Here is a 16,459-nt window from a genome sequence, read left to right as displayed (position 1 = left end):
ACGAACCGCCGTCCCAATCGCCGCCTCCTTCGAAGGAAAAGCCCCCGCCGCAGGAAGAAAAAAGCGGATGGGAGACCGCCGGAGATGTGGTGGCGGAATTATCCGGGTACAATGATGCGAAAGCAGCCATCACCGGTGTGGACGAAAACGGAAACAAGATCGGTGTAGGCGAACGGGTGTTACTCGGGGCGCGCCCTTCCCACCCCGGCAGGAAAAGTGGCCAAGGGTGGCAAATATGTGGCCCAATACGGGGATGATGCCTTAGCCCTTGGGAAAAAGGCTAAAGGGAAGCTGGATGATGCCCTTAGCAAAGGGAAGAAAAAGGCGTGTGCTTGCCCGAAGAAGAGGCAAGGACAGGACAGCGGTGAGGTATTTAGTACTTCCATCAAGTGGAAAGGGTTTAGAAAAGGAAGCCTCGCACCACATTACGAAAAACATGGACATGAATTCGGAGATATATCGCAAAGTGAATACCTAAAAATGGCAAAAGGATTCGCTACTGAATCAGGTTCATCATTTAAAGAAACTAAAGTGGGAAACTTTATTATAAAATATGACCCTAACACTCGTCGTACTTTGATTGGCCATCAGAAATCCCGTGAAATACGAACTTTCTACAAGGCAGACTATAGAGATGATGATCCCTTTGAAGAAGCAGTTAGGTTAGCAAAAGAATTAAGCGGAAAATGAGGAGAGTGATGATTTGAATAGAGACGAAGCGATATTAATTGTATCAAGATACGAACTAGCGAAACTATCCCCCAAAAAACGGGAAGAGATGTTATTGGACTGGTGGACAGTTGACAATACCGACCCGGAATTTTCAAAACTCCCTGAGGAGCTACAAAAGGAGATACTCCAATCAGATGAACCTGTTTCTAATGTAATGGATCAAAAGTACGATCTATTACTGATAGAAGGTTTAAGGCATAATTATATTGGTGTTAAAAATGAGTATTTATCCAAGCGAGTTTCTGAAATATTATGCAGCAAAGTTTGTGTTGAGGGTCAAGAAGAGATTTTATTTCCCTGCCCTTGTTGTAAGTATCAAACATTTCTAGAACGTGGACAGTATGAGGTTTGTCCTGTTTGTTTTTGGGAGGATGATGGAAGTAATGAGCCAACACGATATAGTTCAGTTAACCAAATGACGCTGGGTGATGGACAAGTTCATTTTAAGGAGTACGGAGCAGTATCGAAAAAGTCTTTGCAGTTTATAAAACCTGATGTAAAGTTTCGTTATAACAAGAGTGGTAATTGTGACTGAAAAATGTCCTTCTCAAATTAGTCGGGGGAGAGGGGGCAGGTAGGTTTCTATCGAAGTCATTTTCCTCCTAAGAATCGTGTATACGAGTTACGGGCGATTCCAATCTTTCCGAAGGGCGATTCTGGTGATTCTGTCGTTCGGCTTGGTCGGTGCCGTACCCGTAGGAGGTTGACGAAAAGTAGAGTACCGATTAGTATTACTTGAACATAGACAATTATCGGCTGTTTAGATGATTAAAGGAAAAAGGAAAAATCCACCGTACGGGTTTATCCTTCTCCTCCCTAATCCTTGTAGGGGACGGAAGAAAACAACATCCTTCCTTAAAGACGGAAGAGAAAAACCCCTTTCACTTCAATTTAAAATATCATCTCCAGGATGTCCAAAGTCGGATTTTCTCTGTTTTTGACCAAGAAGATTCAATAAAAATGACTTAAGAAGGGTGATCGTCCTTTGTTCAGAGTTAGATTTGCAGGAGTAGATTGGGTTAATGTTGAAGGAGATAATAAACTAGGGGAAGGGTGCAAATCTATCTAGAGGACTTGGATGACCCAAAAGTCATTGTAATCGCAAAAACTAATTTTTCATGTAGTATGAGTGTAATAGAGGGCAGGGAGAAAGGTGATAACCTTCTTCCTGCCCATTATTTATTCCTTTATCAACTAAATTAAAGGTTTCCAAAGAAAAATTCTTCAAAGTCGAGGTAATATGAAATATGCACAAAAATGATATGCTCGATGGACAATATGAAAATAACAGATGTCATGAAAGGAAGCGACTGATTAAGGATGAGAGAGACCTTGACTTTATAAATGGGGATCTAAGCGATTTTAATGAATTTAAGTATCCCTTTTGTTATTGAAGCCTATCAATGAGCCATTCAGTTGGATCCACAAAATAAAAAGCTTATAGAAGACTTTGCATTCTATGCGGATATTCATAGTGGCCCCGATTGAGAAAAAGAGGTTGAAGAAATACGAAGACATTTAAAAGAAGGAAAACTAGACAAAGCAAATACAAGCAACACTAAACGTAGACTATAATAAAACATGGGATGAATAGATGCCAGTATTGTGAAATACCTTATGATAAATAGGATTTACTCGTTTTTTGATGATGAACCAGAAAGATACCATGATATAAATGAATCTAACGGATTCTGAGGTAGTAGCTTTATTAATAAGTTGGCGTCTTTTTGGCGATAGACGTCAACTTGTTTTTGTACAGAGAAAAGGACCCGTTACGGAGTGGTTGGAAGGAAGATGCCGTTGTCCCGGTGGCTGCCCTATTTTCCAACGGTGCAAAAAGCACAGCCATCACCGGTGTGGACGAAAACGGAAACAAGATCGGTGTAGGCGAACGGCTGTTATGCGGGGCGCTGGCCCTTCCTACTCCGGCAGGAAAAGTGGCCAAGGGTGGCAAATATGTGGCCAAATACGGGGATGATGCCTTAGCCCTTGGGAAAAAAGCTAAAGGGAAGCTGGATGATGCCCTTAGCAAAGGGAAGAAAAAGGCGTGTGCTTGTCCCACTAATGTACCTCGTAATGTTATTAAACCTAATTCACCACAATGGAGAAAAACCCAAAAGGAAATCAAAGAAGCTACAGGGAAAGGAAACAATTTTCGGGTTCCATCCAAGAAGGATGCTGAATCTATGATTAATCAAGCAAGACCTGGGCTTAAAAAAAATCCGACTTACGTAAATCCTACTCCTAAATCAGGGTATGAAGTTCATCCACCAGAACCAGATGTCGGTAATGATTTACCACATATTAAGTGGTATGATTGGAGCAAAGGAAAGAAAAAAGGAGCAGATGGGCATATCTTTTTTGAGAGGGACTGAACAGATGGATTTTTTTCCCGGAGTGAGAGTAAATGAACAAAAAGAACGGATTATAATTAATCAATTAAAAAAGAAGTTCGTTGACTATGACCTCCTATCAACTAGAATTTTGTTTTGGAATTCTTTCAAGTTTAAACCCCAAAAATATACTTTAGAACAAGCTAAGCAGCTCAAGCAACCGCACTTAGTAAAAAATCTTTATTTCTATAATGAAAGAGAGAGAAGAGTGTATAAGGTTGAAAGCTATACAGCCATTTGTGATTATATAGAAAAACTTGAACCCTGGGAAAATGTTGACGCATTGGTGTTTAAAGAGGATATGAGTTGGGTTATTGCTTTTACGCATGAAGATATCGTCCTATCAATAGGACTTTAATGTAATCAATACCGCGCAAACCCCGGGCCCTGTAGGTTTTCTTTGCGATGTCTGCCTCAATGATAAGAGTCTCCGCTGTGATTTGTTTGATTCACTGATTTTGTATACCGACTCATGTTGGGTACCTCCTGTTAGTCAAGTTAGGTGGTCAACGTCCGTTTGACACCCTATATGCTACAGGAGGTCCCTTTCTTTTTCAAAGAGATGTCTTTTGTTACAGGAATGCTGCGAGCTGAAGCAGACGTAATGGGATAGGCAGGGGTTGGCGACAGGTACAAAGTTGCAAGTGATGGAAATGAGTAAGATGGCATGAGGCAGTATTGTCTTCCAACCTGGGAAAACCTCGGTATAGGTAAGTATCAAGCTAATTTCGAACAGAAGTTTTCCGGTAAAAATAAAAAACGGCAATCCTTAGATATAACCGATACAGGGGGCCATTAAGTGAGAGCAGAAATAAAAAGTATTCATTCCCCGGAAATAGATAATCTTCAAGTTTTTAGACCAAAGTACCCTGATCATTTCGGATTTCTTTTGCAAGTGATGGTTGGACTTAAAGAACTGGATGGAGAGGAGTCTTTCGATTTCACTGTTTGTACACCAAATTAGCTGGTAGAAAACTATGAAAAAGATGATGTGATTGTAGGAAGACATTATTTGATCGTATTTGAGTATAACTATAATCGAATCACCAGTCACATAAGGAAACTGGTAGAAAACTGTGAAGGTGAAAATTGGGTGGAAGTAACTGAAAAAGTTGCTCGTTTTGGATATTGGGAGTTCGAAGATTTCAGAGCTTAATTTGATAAATACGCTAAGAGGGAGTCCCTTTCGGACCCGTGATGAAAACGGACTCTCTTATTAAATATTACTCGTTTGGAATATATGGTCGTTCAGGTGAACGGCTGTTACGCGGGGCGCTGGCCCTTCCCACCCCGGCAGGAAAAGTGGCCAAGGGTGGCAAATATGTGGCCAAATACGGGGATGATGCCTTAGCCCTTGGGAAGAAGGCCAAAGGCAAGCTGGATGACGCCCTTAGCAAAGGGAAGAAAAAGGCGTGTGCTTGTCCGAAGTATAGTTCTCCGAACCCAAATGCGATTGATGAAGTAAAAGAATTAAAAAACTATAAGATACACCACTTTCTAGCAGAAAAACACCAATGGAATAGAATAGTTAAAAATTCGGATGATTGGGATGAAATTTCCCTTATTATATCCAAGGTAATGAAAAAAGTTTGGAAAAACTTTACAAAAAGAAAGCTCGTTTAAAAGAACTGCAAATAAAGGGAGAAACAGTTCAAGTTACTTTTGTAAGATTGCCTGATGGACGGGTAAAGATCTCGGATGCTTGAGTGAAAAAATAAAAATATGTTGTGGTGGTATCAATGAAAAATCTTTTTTTAATTTGATTCGGACAGGCAATTACAATGAAGCCAAAGAATTGGCTAGTCACTGGGATCTGGATGAAATGGAAAATTTATTGTTGGAGTATAGTTTTGATACGGAAGATATAGGGGTTTATACTCTTTTAAACATTCATCTTTTGGATCAAGAAAACGGCCCCATTCATCATGTGATATCTGTGATCATGTCCATGGCTTTTAGTCATTGGAATGGAGCTTATCAGGTTGCTTTTTATCATGCGAAAAAAGCCGTCGAATTGGACCCGGAGAATTTAGATTTTAAGGAGTACATGCTTTTTTTCTATGAGATTCCCGATCAACTATTAAGTAAAGATGAAGCGATTTCTTTAGCGAAGGAGATTTTAAAACAGAGGCCCATAGCGAAGTAGCGATAAAAATACTGAAATAATTCCCTGCAGAATAGTATTTGAAAAGATGGGGAAAATGGAATTTATGATCTTTACGACAAAATCTGTGATTGGGGACAAATCCCATACAGTGAACCACTCGGCAGGGTATTTACCGTTGAGGAGGTTTTTTTTAACGACACATTGGACCTTTGCGATGAGTAATCTGTGATATTGCAGATATCGCATATCAACCCTTCAAGCAGAGACTTGAGGGGTTTTCTCTTGTGCCCGGCATGGGTGCATTTTTTATTATACCGGTTACAATGCTAAACCATAAAAACTCAACCCCTTCCTCTCATCATTCAATATTTTTCACCGATTTTTCATCATTATTTTCATTGTAAAAGAGGATAAAATTAAAACCATGTTGAATGAATTTATGGGAGAAAGAGATGGAGGGGGTTTTGTGAAAGATTCATTGACGGTGCAGTTTCAGACGGTGACACCGATGTTTTTATCCGGGGCGGATCAACGTAAGGCGGAGATTCGCATTCCCTCGTTGAAAGGAGCGTTGCGGTTTTGGTATCGGGCGGTGGACCCCGATTATATCCGGCATGAACCCATCCTTTTCGGCAATGGAGGAAAAGGCGGCGGGCAGAGTCGTTTTTGGATGAAACTCAATACACCCATGCGTCCACAGTCTGAGGAGTGGGACAAATCAAAGGGTCAAAAGCCAGGATTGGCTTATCTGTCCTTCTCATTGGGTCAGGGTCGTAAGTATCTTTTTCCTCGAAAAGAATCGGTGGAAATCACCATTTGCCGCCGGCGGATCGCTTCCGACAGCCGGGAGGCATATGAGGCGGATTGGAAGCGTTTGATGGCGGCGGTGTGGTTGTTGGGACATGTGGGAGGTTTGGGGGCCCGGTCCCGTCGGGGATTTGGCAGTTTCGCCCTGAAGGGGATGGAGTCGGATTCGGAAGAGTTGAAACAGATTCTCCATCTGCCGGTGGCTCATCGGGAAAAAACGCCGCAGGCATGGATGCATGGGTTTCAAGATGGACTGCAGCAGATCCGGGACGGGTTTCCCGGGCGGCCGACAGCGGACCACACAGTGATCGACAGGAACAGTACCTTTCATCTTCATCCCGAAGGATTTGCTACATGGGACGAAGCGATGAACTACATGGGGATCCTTTTGCAGAATAACCGGAAAAAGGATACTGGACAGGGGAGGTGGTCCCATGCGGCCTCCTTCGGAATGCCTCTCATGATCAAAAACCGTGGAACCTATAAACCGAAAGGCTATGAACGACATGCTTCTCCCGTCTGGATGCGGGTCGTTCGGATCGGCGACACGTATCATCCGTTTATCGCCGTTTTGTCGACGTTCTCGGAATTGACCGCCGTAGGGAATAAGAAAGAGAAATTATCCGTATCCATCCGTGAGGCGATGAAGGATTTTCGTCAATCTCTGAAAGAGAGCGATCTCTTAGAGGGAGGGTTGTGATTGAAAACCTTACATATGTCCATCGGTCCGGTTCAGTCTTTTGTTTCCCAAGCGCGACGAACCCGGGATCTGTGGGCGGGTTCTTTTTTACTGTCCTTTTTGACCGGACATGCCATGGTCCAGATCTTGAAGGAAGGGGGCGGGATTATCTTTCCCCGGGTTCACGACCCCGAGGGAGGTCTGCCATCGGCGATTTCGGATGATTTGCTTCAAAAGATCTGGGAGGTACAGGATGCCGAATCCGATTCCTCGGAAGGCCCTTTTGTGGGCTCCCTTCCCAACCGCTTTCAGGCGAAAATTCCCGAACACCTGCCTCCCGATCGCATTGTGGGTGCGGTCCGGCGAGCCTGGGATCAAGTCGCTCAAGCAGTGAAGGAAAAAGCCTTCCCAAGGGGTCTTCCCCCTGCTGCGGAAGAGATTTGGAAGCGCCAAGTACGGAACTTTTGGGAGGTCACTTGGGCGATGGGGGAAGAGCCTGACCTGTTAAACCGGCGCAAATACTGGCGGTCACACATTCCGCCGGAGGAGCCGGGGGATAAATGTACACTGACCGGAAACCTTCAGGAGCTGTCCGGCATGATTCGGGCCCATGAACGGAAAGAGCAGGATGCTTTTTGGGAAATGGTACGGAGGAAGGGCCAACTTTCCCCCTTTGATCTGCAGGAGAATGAACGCCTCAGCGCCATTGCCCTGATCAAGCGCTTGTACCCCCAAGTGGCGAAACGGGCATTGGGCTGGGAGTTGCCGAATCAGGCCCGAAATTTTCCCTCCACCGCTTATTTGGCGGCGATGCCCTGGATGTTGTCCCGGGGGAAAACACGGCCGAAACAAGCCAGCCGCATGACCCAGGCGGCGCGCCGGGCCGGGATCATGGATTCCGAACACCCGGCTTTTCAACCGAAGGAGGTGGACCCCGGTTTTTACAAGTTGGAAGGTTCCGTTTTCTTCTCTTCCAACCTGGTACGGGATCACTTCTGGAAGGAGCCGGGGAAAAAGGAGGCGGATGAGAAAGATCAGGAGGAGCTGAAAAAAGCCTTGTCCCAACTGACGGATGAAGGCAAGGAGCCTCCTTCCCCTTTTTATGCCCTTTTATTGATGGACGGGGACCGGATGGGAGAGCTGTTGAAGCGAGGTGCGGAAAAGGTGAGTGAAGCCCTGGGCCGGTTTACCCAAACGGTATCCAAAACAGTCGGCGATAAACAAGGCTATACCGTTTATGCCGGAGGCGACGATGTTTTGGCTCTTTTGCCCCTGAAACAGGGACTGCCGGCCGCGGTACAGTTGCAGAAGCAATATCGGGAAGCTTTTTCCGCCGTTGACGTGTCGGGGGAGATCTCCGCCGGTTTGGTTTATGCTCACTACAAAGCGCCGTTGCAGAGTGTCTTAAAAAGTGCCCACCAGTTGCTCGACGATGTGGCGAAAAATGAATGCGGGCGGGACAGCTTGGCCATCCGAGTCTGGAAGGGCGGCGGGCCGGTGTGGACCTGGGCCTGCCCCTGGGAAAAGGTTTTGCGGGGTTCAGGGACTCCTGAAACCCATTTGGAATGGGCAGCCGATCAAATGCGGAATCAACAGGCTTATTCCTCATCCTTTTTTTATCATTTGCGCACCCGGATCGAACCCTTGGAACCGATGGGCCGGAAAGAAGAGGATGAATCGTTCTACCCGGAGATGATCCAACGATTGATGGTCGCCGAGTATATGCGGGGGGATCGGGAAATCCCGCGGGAACAGGCGGAGGAGCAGATGGAGGCTTTGCTCCCGATTAGCCTGGAATATTGGAGAGACGAACAGAAGCGCATCCAGCAAAGGCGTTTTCAAACAGAAGGTGTGTTGATCGCTCGTTTTTTGGCGACAGAGGGGAGGGAGGAACCATGAAGTGGTGGATGCTTCGACCCTTGGATACCTGGTTTTTTCGGGGAAGCATGCCCTTTAACGAGGGGGAGAAAAGTTCCGTGCAACCGGAAAGTGTGTTTCCACCCCCGATGCGTACCCTGCAGGGGGCGATTCGGACCACTTTGGCGCGTGGACAAGGGTGGACTCCGGGGAATAAGCAACCGTTGCCGCCGGAATTGGGGGATGCGGAGAGTCTGGGGGACCTGCACTTCACCGGACCGATTCTGCTGTGGCAGGGAGAAGCGTTATTTCCCGCTCCTCACCTGCTCGTGGGGGAAAAACCCCGGGAACAGCCTTGGCGGCTGACCCGGTTGCACCCTGGACCTTCTGTGGTGACGGACCTGGGAAGAGTGCATCTGCCTGTCCCGCAAGATCCGGGAGTGAAGGGGAAAGCGCTGGAGGTCTGGTTGAACCGGCGGGGATTGGAGAAGGTATTGGCCGGCGGTGTTCCCTCGGATGCGGATCTGTTTCCCCCGGATCGATTGTGGGAAGCGGAGCGCCGGGTCGGCTTGAAGCGAGATTCGCATCGTACAGCTAAGGATCATCACTTGTTTATGCCGATCCACACGCGTCCTCGAAAAGAGCTGGCAGTGGCGGTAGGCGTGGAGGGGATTCCGGCGGACTGGCATCCCCGCGAAACGGTGATTTCCTTGGGGGGAGAGGGACGCTCCGCCGCCGTGGCGGTCCGGGACGGACAGCAGACAGAGGGAATTGGCTGGCCGGCACCGCCGGAGCTGTACGCCAAGGAAGGGCGTTTGTTTTACACTGTAACCTTGACTACGCCGGCATCTTTTCCGGCCATGGAAGAGGCTGTCCGTCGAGGGCTGCCCGGGTTGCCGGGTTGTTGTCGGTCCGCCTGCATCGGAAAGCCGGAACAGATCGGCGGGTGGGATGTGGCGAACAAGCGCCCCCGTCCTTTACAGGCATTGCTTCCTCCAGGCAGTACCTGGTGGATGGAAGCGGAGGAAAAGGACCGGGAAAAGGTGATGGCCTTTCACGGCGGGAAAATCGGCCGAATGACCCGATACGGACTGGGTCAATTGGTGATCGGAACATGGAACGGGGAGGTAGCAAAAGGATGAAAGCCAGTATCATCGGGTTGTTGACGGAAACCATGATGCATCCGGGAAGCGGACAGACCAACGGTGCCATTGACCTGCCGGTGGCCCGGGAATCGACCACGGATTATCCGGTGGTGGTGGGCTCCGGAGTGAAGGGGGCTTTTCGGGATAAGGCGGAGCAGGAAGAGTGGGCGAATATCGGGGAGTTGTTCGGCGAACAGAGTCGTGCCGGGAAGGTAGCGATCTCGGATGCCCGGCTATTATTGTTGCCGGTTCGTTCACTGCAGGGTTATTACCGGTGGGTCACCTGTCCCTACCTATTGGAGCGGTTACAGCGGGATTTCCGGTTGGCGGGACAGCCGATCACCGAGGAACTCCCGGAAGTGAACGAGGGAGAAGTGCTGGTGGAAAAGGGTGAGGGTACGCTCTTTTTAGAAGAGTTGTCCTTTGATGTGGTTGATGAAAAATCCAAACGCCAGTTGGTTCAGACTTGGGCTGAACGGATCGCTCCGCTGATTGGACACTCTCATGTGCGAGAGCGTTTGTCGAAACAATTGGCTGTGGTGAGCGATCATGACTTCGCTTATCTGGCCCGGTACAGTTTGCCGGTTCATGTGCGAAACCGATTGAATGGGGAGAAGACCAGTGAAAGTTTGTGGTCGGAAGAGACTCTTCCCCCGGATACCTTGCTGTATACGCTGCTCATTCCCCGACCGGGAGGGGAACCGGAGCTGGAAGCGATGCAACGATATTTGAAGGAGAAACCCTATATTCAAATCGGCGGCAACGAAACCTTGGGTCAAGGCTGGTGTCTCATCTCCACTGAAGGAAAGGAGGAAGGCTGAATGCAGGAGCGGCGTCCGTCCCACGACCAACCGACGATGGATCAACGCAGAGCGGAAGATGTGCTGAAAAAGATCAGGAGGCTTCAGGACCAGTGTGAAAGATGCGGCGAAAAAAAGCGGAAGCAGTGCCTGGAAGGGCTGGACAGCTACGCCGATTATGTGGAGCGCCTTCCGGCGGCCATTTTGACCAATGGTTTGGGCCAGGCTTTGGCCCAACTCCTGGCGGCGGCGAAACGGGGGGAGGAAGATCGCGATCCTCACTACTGGCTTTACCGGGATGTGCAGGAATGGCTCTGCCGGGAGGACCCGGAAGCGCCCTATCGTGAGGGGGATATTTTACAGGCGATCACCCGCCACGGGCGTCAGGCTTATATGCAGGCACAAGCCGAAGCGCTGGCCTGGCTGGAGTGGCATAAGAAGTTGGCGGTGGCCTATCTGAAGCAACCGGAGGGGAATGACCGATGAGACCCCTACATCAACCTTTGTATGGACAACAAGGAGAGAAGGCGGTGAAGTCCCCGAAGAATCCCGACCGAAAGGAGGAACACCCCGGTCTCTGGTACGATAAATTTTGCCATCAGTGGAGCAGAGTCCACGATCGTCGGCGCCGAGTCGAGGAGTTTTGGTGGTTGGGAGGCACGGGGAAAAAGAAGTGGATGGAAGAAGTGGTCGGAAAACCCGGCCATGAAAAACCGGTCGGCGAAAAAGGCCGGATCACCGAAGCGACCTGCCGATTGCGGCAATTGGTCGAGAATCGTTCCGGCCGGTGGTTGTATATGAAAACCACCAGTCGGTGGGTCACCGGATTGGGGCGTCCCCACCCGGTGGAAAACGGTTTTGCCTGGCACCCCACGCTGGGGACGCCTTATTTGCCCGGCTCCTCTGTCAAAGGGATGGTCCGGGCCTGGGCCAAGGAATGCGGGAAAGAGGCGGATAAGATCCGGCGGTGGCTGGGTCCGGAGCCGGAGGAAAACCGACGGAAGGTGGGGGAGTGGATCTTTTTTGATGCCCTGCCGCTTGAACCGGTGGAGCTGGAAGTGGATATCATGACACCTCATTATGGAGCTTACTATGATCGTCCGGAAAAGAACCCTCCCTTCGATGGTTATCATCCGGTTCCGATTCCCTTTTTGACTGTAGCGAAGGATCAAAAGTTTGTCTTTGCCGTCGCTCCTCGGCAAGCAACAGCGGGGACAGAAGAAAATGGGAAAGAGATCCTAAATTGGATCAAGGAAGCCTTGGAGTGGATGGGAGCCGGAGCCAAAACCGCAGTCGGCTACGGTCGTTTTGAGAAGGATGATGAAAAAAAGGAAGAGGAGGAGAAAAAGCGGCAAGAAGAGCAGAAGCAGGCGGGAATCCAACGGGAACGGGAGAAGCTTCCCAAGATCAAAAGGGAGATGATGGAGGACGGATATGATGGCGATCATGACCGATTTATGGAGGCGATGAAGCACAAGTGGCTGCCCCGGCTGTCGAAAGAGACGCCGATGAAAGAGCGGGTGGAGATTGCAGGATACCTGAAAGAGTGGTACCAGAAACACAAACCGGGATACTGGGAGAAGCCCAAAAACTCGAAAAACAAAGAGAAAGTCTCCCAGATCAAAGCTGTGTTGCAAGAAAGGACGTGACCGGAGTGGCCGCCAAAGATGGATTCCGTTTCGGGGTTTTTCTCATCCTGTTTCTCTTGGTGTCGGGGAGCTTTCCCCTCTCCCCGGCATTTGCCGAAGAAAAACAGGACAAAGATCTCTCTCGCAAAGTAGAGAAGCTGGAAGCTGAACTGGAAAAACTGCGGGCGAAGGAAGAAAGCTACGATTATCTGAAAGAGGAGAACCGGGAATATCGAAAGTTTGTGGAGAAAGAATGGGACCGTTTTTTGTCCATGTTGTCCTGGTTTTTTCCGTTAGCCATTACGATTATCGGGGCTCTGCTTCTCTTTTTAAATTTCAAGTCGATTAGGGATATAAAAGCTACTGTACGTGAACAAGTGCAAGAGAAGGCGGATGAAGAATTGAAAGGGACTCTGAAAAAGCATGTGACCCAAATTGAAGAAGATGTCGCTTCACTAAAATTAATGGCGGCACGGGAATCCTGGTTTAAAAATGCCAACATTCTGGTTTTGGACAAGGGGACCTTGCAATCGTTCCTCTCCTCTACCCATTTAAGCGAGAGAGAGAACCTGATCTATGCTTCCAAGCCCTACGAACAGTTGCCTCATATTCTGGAAGAAGAGCGTGTGGATATCGTGATCTATGAGTATGATAAACCAGATGTAGAAGATGAATGGGATCCACACATTATAGATGTGTTGAATCAACTGAAACAAGCTAAAGAGACGATTCCTGTTGTTATTTATTGTCCGCACCAGCTTCCAAGAAAAGAATTTAATAGAATATCAAAATGCTATCGATGGTATCATTTTGCCAACACCCCGATTACGTTGATCACGAATGTTTCTTCTCTCTCTCATGTGTTTTATTCCAAACAGCATAATGAGAACCATCCGCCAATGGGTGAAAGGATAAAAGATTGACCTCCATTGGAATGCGCCTTTAAAACCAGCATTCATCTAAGAGGAGAGTGAACCTTAATACAGTCAGGGACCGCTGTTTGAATAGGACCATAGTTGCCTAGTTATGGAATAAAATACACCAATATATGTGTATTTTATCGTATTAATTTATCCTGGGTTGATGGGTTTGGCGGCCGCTATGATGCCTACATGGTCAGCTGTTTGGGGATGGATTCTTGTTATTATATTAGGGTTAGCTGTGCTTTGGATTATCATTGGGAAGTTATTAGGAATTTTTGATAGTCGCCTTCAGAGAATTATATTTTCACTCACATACTTACATGCTGGAGCGTTTTTTTCTATCATACCCAGCTGGCGTTTTGCTGGTGAACCAGTATGGTTGATGTTATTGTTGCTCTTCCTTTTTGTTAGTTCGGTCTTTTTTGGATATCGTAATCGTGTACAACTACATAGGATATTGTTTCCTATAAATGGAGGTAGATCCGGATCCTCTTTTAAGAAAATTTTCCCTGGTTTTTGGTTTGTGTTTTCAGTCAGTTTTTTAGTTGTGGTTATATCAAGTGGTAGTTTAGTTGGTATCATTCTACTCATATGCAGTGTTATTTTAACCATCATTTTTTCTTCGTTAATTTATCAATATGAAAACTCCGACTGGAATTCACAACGGAGGTTCAAACATTAACCGAATAGATAGGAGACTCTTCGAAATAAGGAAAGCGTGGAATTTACCAATTTGACGGCGTGTCTGTTATTTAGGTTTTCGTGATCCGGTCTGGCCTGGCCCCCCTGGCAATGGGTTTATTAGATAGGCCCTAAAAAGCCCCTGTCTTGTTGAAACATAGGGGCAGATGGTGAGCTGCAACATAGGCGATGAATGGTGGCATAAATTCTATTGGAAGGTCCGGTTCAAACCGGGCCTTTTGATGATGATAGGAAACAACCCGTTATTTCTTTTTAAAGATGCTCTCATCTTTGTCCCTGGCCCTCATCCACAGGATTCCGACGCTGATGAAGCCGAGCGGTATGAATCCATTAAAAAAGTCCCCTTTTTCCATAGTGAGAAGCTCGACGACGGTGTATAGAAGAGCCAGCAGGATCATCAGCATCCCGGCTCTTTTTTTGGTCATGTGAGATCCCCTCCTTCCATAGGAAAAAATTAGAGGGATGAAATATAAAATCCTGCTTTTTTTATCGGTTTTATGATTGATTTCTGTCGAAAAAACGCGGAAAATGAGGAGAAAACGATTACATTAACGGTTGAAAGCGGATTCAATCGAGTGGTATACTCATAAAAAATCATATAGGAAACGATGTTTCCATATAATAAACAAAGGGCGGCGGCTCAAGGGAGGGAGAAACATCATGGAAGCGACTGATACTTGGCTCATGATCAGTGCATTAGCCAGTATTTTGTTGGTATTGTTCCTGGTGATGAAGTCCAAATGGCAAGCCTTTATCGCATTGATTTTTACTAGTTTTGTTTTGGGCTTGCTTTCGGGGATGCCGGTTTCCGATATTATCCAATCTGTGGAGACGGGAATGGGGGATACCCTGGGCTTTGTGGCGATTGTCATCGGGCTCGGGGCGATGTTTGGCCGCATGTTGGAAATTTCGGGAGGGGCGGAGCGCCTGGCCCAGACGCTGATCGATAAGTTCGGCGAGAAAAGGGCCCAATGGGCTTTAGCCCTCACCGGTTTCATCATTTCGATACCTGTCTTTTTGGATGTGGCTCTGGTTATCCTTATTCCGATCATCTACAGCTTGGGGAAAAAGACAAAAAAGTCTTTACTCTATTACGGGATTCCGCTTTTAGCGGGATTGGCGGTCACCCACAGTTTTATTCCTCCGACTCCCGGTCCGATCTCCGTGGCCAAAATTGTCGGGGCGGATCTGGGCTGGGTCATCTTGTTCGGGTTTTTAGCGGGGATTCCGGCGATGATCGTGGCCGGTCCCGTGTTCGGGAAGTACATTGCCGGGAAGATTCACTCTGTGGAACCGGAGTATATCCGGGCGAATCAGGAGGAGCGAAACGATGACAAGGAGTTGCCCAGCTTCGGCCTGATTACCTTCCTAATTTTACTGCCCTTGGTGATGATTTTGGGCAAAACCTTGTCTGAGGCGATGTTGCCGGAAGGGGATACGGTGCGGGAGGTGTTGGCCTTTATCGGTCACCCCTTCGTAGCCCTGCTGTTGGTAACGATTCTCTCGTTCTTTACGCTGGGACGGCTTAGAGGTTATACCCGCGAAGACGTTCAATCCATCGCCACCAAAGCCTTGGAGCCGGCGGGGATCATTATCCTGATCACCGGTGCCGGTGGAGTGTTCGGCCAAGTGTTGGTGGACAGCGGCATCGGGGAGTTGATGGGGAATCTGATGAAGGATTCCAGCTTGCCTCCCGTTTTGCTGGCATTCGTTATCTCGACCTTCGTCCGGGTGGCCCAAGGCTCCGCCACGGTGGCCATGATTACGACAGCCGGCTTGATGACGCCGATTATTCAAGAGCTGTCCATCACCGGACCGGCCCTGGGTCTGATTGTAATCGCCATCTCCTGCGGCGCGACCATTCTGTCCCATGTGAACGACTCCGGTTTCTGGATGGTCAACCGTTTCTTCGGTCTGAGCGAGCGGGACACTTTGCGTTCCTGGACGGCGATGGAGACGATCATCGCCTTGGTCGGGTTTGCGGTTGTGTTCGCGTTAAGTTTTGTCGTATAGCAGGAAAACAAGAGGATATTCACAGAAAAACCACCACCTTACCGCGAAGGTGGTGGTTTCATCTCTTATTTTTTCTCTTGGATCTCCACCAGGTCGGCTTGAACGATGTATCGTTCAGGGGCTCTGCCGATCATATCGAAAGGGTAGCAGGTGATCAATGATAACACCGGTTTGTCTTTGGGTACGATCACCGTGCGGTCATTTTTGTCCGTCACCCACATTTTTCGGACCTTATAGGTGAAGGTTCCCTCCCCGTTCTTGATGATGAGGAGGTCTCCCTTTTTCATCTCTCCGATCCGCTTAAATGTGGTTTCACGGTGGCCTGCCAAGACAGAGTGACCCGTTTCGCCGGGGAATGCTGTATCCGGGTAGTGGCCGACCCCCTGGGACAGCTGAGGATCGGCGATTCCCTCAATCAGCGGCAGTTTTGCATCCAGGCGGGGGATGATTAGATCCCCTACCCCTTCACCGATTGGGGGCTTTTCCCCGTATTCGATCCCTTGATCCAGGGGTTTCAGCGGTTGACCGGTCCCCATGGAACGGGCATAAGCTTTCCTATCGTAGGTTTGTACGATATGGGATTCCTTCCACCAGTGGTAACCGTTATAACCCGCTGTCAGGAGACCGCCTGAAATGAGCAGGATCCCGAAAATCCTCAGAAACAAATGGATCA

At 48.1% G+C, this 16,459-nt stretch carries 17 protein-coding genes and 1 pseudogene; 16 read left to right on the top strand and 2 right to left on the bottom strand.

The window, feature by feature from the left end; all coding sequences use genetic code 11:
* From CHM34_RS16035 to CHM34_RS15965, 15 genes and pseudogenes are all read left to right on the top strand, one after another.
* The coding region (locus tag CHM34_RS16035) for a pre-toxin TG domain-containing protein (protein WP_240512055.1) at nucleotides 1-257 on the top strand (257 nt) is incomplete at its 5' end.
* Nucleotides 238-690, top strand: a complete 453-nt coding sequence (locus CHM34_RS16030) for a hypothetical protein (RefSeq protein WP_094265613.1) — start codon at nucleotides 238-240, stop codon at nucleotides 688-690. The genes CHM34_RS16035 and CHM34_RS16030, both read left to right, overlap by 20 nt.
* A gap of 13 nt (nucleotides 691-703) precedes the next feature.
* The gene (locus CHM34_RS16025; protein ID WP_094265612.1) at nucleotides 704-1,267 is read left to right on the top strand and encodes a CPCC family cysteine-rich protein; all 564 of its coding nucleotides are present in this window, start codon (nucleotides 704-706) and stop codon (nucleotides 1,265-1,267) included.
* A gap of 1,273 nt (nucleotides 1,268-2,540) precedes the next feature.
* Nucleotides 2,541-3,107 carry a hypothetical protein gene (locus CHM34_RS16020; protein WP_141201743.1) on the top strand — a complete coding sequence of 189 codons (567 nt, stop codon included), beginning with the start codon at nucleotides 2,541-2,543 and terminating at the stop codon, nucleotides 3,105-3,107.
* Between the two features lie 4 nt (nucleotides 3,108-3,111).
* Nucleotides 3,112-3,483: a hypothetical protein gene (locus CHM34_RS16015; RefSeq protein WP_094265610.1), complete on the top strand. Its 372-nt coding sequence runs from the start codon at nucleotides 3,112-3,114 to the stop codon at nucleotides 3,481-3,483.
* Nucleotides 3,484-3,924: 441 nt separating this feature from the next.
* Nucleotides 3,925-4,281: pseudogene (locus CHM34_RS19895) on the top strand (immunity 8 family protein).
* Nucleotides 4,282-4,319: 38 nt separating this feature from the next.
* The gene (locus CHM34_RS16005; protein ID WP_141201742.1) at nucleotides 4,320-4,748 is read left to right on the top strand and encodes a polymorphic toxin type 35 domain-containing protein; all 429 of its coding nucleotides are present in this window, start codon (nucleotides 4,320-4,322) and stop codon (nucleotides 4,746-4,748) included.
* A 79-nt stretch (nucleotides 4,749-4,827) separates the two neighbouring features.
* A complete protein-coding gene (locus tag CHM34_RS16000) occupies nucleotides 4,828-5,271 on the top strand; it encodes a hypothetical protein (RefSeq protein WP_094265608.1) in 444 nt (147 codons plus the stop codon).
* Nucleotides 5,272-5,698: 427 nt separating this feature from the next.
* Nucleotides 5,699-6,739, top strand: a complete 1,041-nt coding sequence (gene cmr1, locus CHM34_RS15995; RefSeq protein ID WP_169713781.1) for a type III-B CRISPR module RAMP protein Cmr1 — start codon at nucleotides 5,699-5,701, stop codon at nucleotides 6,737-6,739.
* On the top strand, nucleotides 6,740-8,617 hold the full coding sequence (cas10, locus tag CHM34_RS15990; RefSeq protein ID WP_094265606.1) for a type III-B CRISPR-associated protein Cas10/Cmr2: 1,878 nt from the start codon (nucleotides 6,740-6,742) through the stop codon (nucleotides 8,615-8,617).
* On the top strand, nucleotides 8,614-9,717 hold the full coding sequence (gene cmr3 / locus CHM34_RS15985; RefSeq protein WP_094265605.1) for a type III-B CRISPR module-associated protein Cmr3: 1,104 nt from the start codon (nucleotides 8,614-8,616) through the stop codon (nucleotides 9,715-9,717). The genes cas10 and cmr3 overlap by 4 nt, the downstream gene beginning before the upstream one ends.
* Nucleotides 9,714-10,541 (top strand): type III-B CRISPR module RAMP protein Cmr4, encoded by an 828-nt coding sequence (gene cmr4 / locus CHM34_RS15980; protein ID WP_094265604.1) that lies wholly within the window; start codon nucleotides 9,714-9,716, stop codon nucleotides 10,539-10,541. The genes cmr3 and cmr4 overlap by 4 nt, the downstream gene beginning before the upstream one ends.
* Entirely contained in the window at nucleotides 10,542-11,006 is a 465-nt protein-coding gene (cmr5, locus tag CHM34_RS15975) for a type III-B CRISPR module-associated protein Cmr5 (protein WP_094265603.1), read from the top strand.
* Entirely contained in the window at nucleotides 11,003-12,169 is a 1,167-nt protein-coding gene (gene cmr6, locus CHM34_RS15970) for a type III-B CRISPR module RAMP protein Cmr6 (protein WP_094265602.1), read from the top strand. The genes cmr5 and cmr6 overlap by 4 nt, the downstream gene beginning before the upstream one ends.
* Before the next feature lie 5 nt (nucleotides 12,170-12,174).
* A complete protein-coding gene (locus CHM34_RS15965; RefSeq protein ID WP_141201741.1) occupies nucleotides 12,175-13,071 on the top strand; it encodes a nucleotide exchange factor GrpE in 897 nt (298 codons plus the stop codon).
* A 944-nt stretch (nucleotides 13,072-14,015) separates the two neighbouring features.
* Here the strand turns inward: CHM34_RS15965 and CHM34_RS15960 are convergent.
* Nucleotides 14,016-14,198: a hypothetical protein gene (locus CHM34_RS15960; protein WP_094265600.1), complete on the bottom strand. Its 183-nt coding sequence runs from the start codon at nucleotides 14,196-14,198 to the stop codon at nucleotides 14,016-14,018.
* A gap of 235 nt (nucleotides 14,199-14,433) precedes the next feature.
* Between CHM34_RS15960 and CHM34_RS15955 the strand changes: the two genes are divergently transcribed.
* Nucleotides 14,434-15,786: a GntP family permease gene (locus CHM34_RS15955; RefSeq protein WP_094265599.1), complete on the top strand. Its 1,353-nt coding sequence runs from the start codon at nucleotides 14,434-14,436 to the stop codon at nucleotides 15,784-15,786.
* 65 nt (nucleotides 15,787-15,851) lie between these two features.
* Here the strand turns inward: CHM34_RS15955 and srtD are convergent, their stop codons facing one another.
* Entirely contained in the window at nucleotides 15,852-16,451 is a 600-nt protein-coding gene (gene srtD / locus CHM34_RS15950; RefSeq protein ID WP_094265598.1) for a class D sortase, LPxTATN-specific, read from the bottom strand.
* Nucleotides 16,452-16,459 lie beyond the last annotated feature (8 nt).

The organism is Paludifilum halophilum (assembly GCF_002245355.1).
GTDB lineage: Bacteria > Bacillota > Bacilli > Thermoactinomycetales > DSM-45169 > Paludifilum > Paludifilum halophilum.
The sequence above is the reverse complement of the archived record's forward strand: the minus strand, read 5'-3'. Positions and strand labels throughout refer to the sequence as shown.

Bases quoted from the DNA above. Each gene is read 5' to 3' on its own strand.
- CHM34_RS16015 (WP_094265610.1), top strand. From the start codon at position 3,112: ATGGATTTTTTTCCCGGAGTGAGAGTAAATGAACAAAAAGAACGGATT.
- cmr3 (WP_094265605.1), top strand. From the start codon at position 8,614: ATGAAGTGGTGGATGCTTCGACCCTTGGATACCTGGTTTTTTCGGGGA.
- cmr4 (WP_094265604.1), top strand. From the start codon at position 9,714: ATGAAAGCCAGTATCATCGGGTTGTTGACGGAAACCATGATGCATCCG.
- cmr5 (WP_094265603.1), top strand. From the start codon at position 10,542: ATGCAGGAGCGGCGTCCGTCCCACGACCAACCGACGATGGATCAACGC.
- cmr6 (WP_094265602.1), top strand. From the start codon at position 11,003: ATGAGACCCCTACATCAACCTTTGTATGGACAACAAGGAGAGAAGGCG.
- CHM34_RS15960 (WP_094265600.1), bottom strand. From the start codon at position 14,198: ATGACCAAAAAAAGAGCCGGGATGCTGATGATCCTGCTGGCTCTTCTA.
- CHM34_RS15955 (WP_094265599.1), top strand. From the start codon at position 14,434: ATGGAAGCGACTGATACTTGGCTCATGATCAGTGCATTAGCCAGTATT.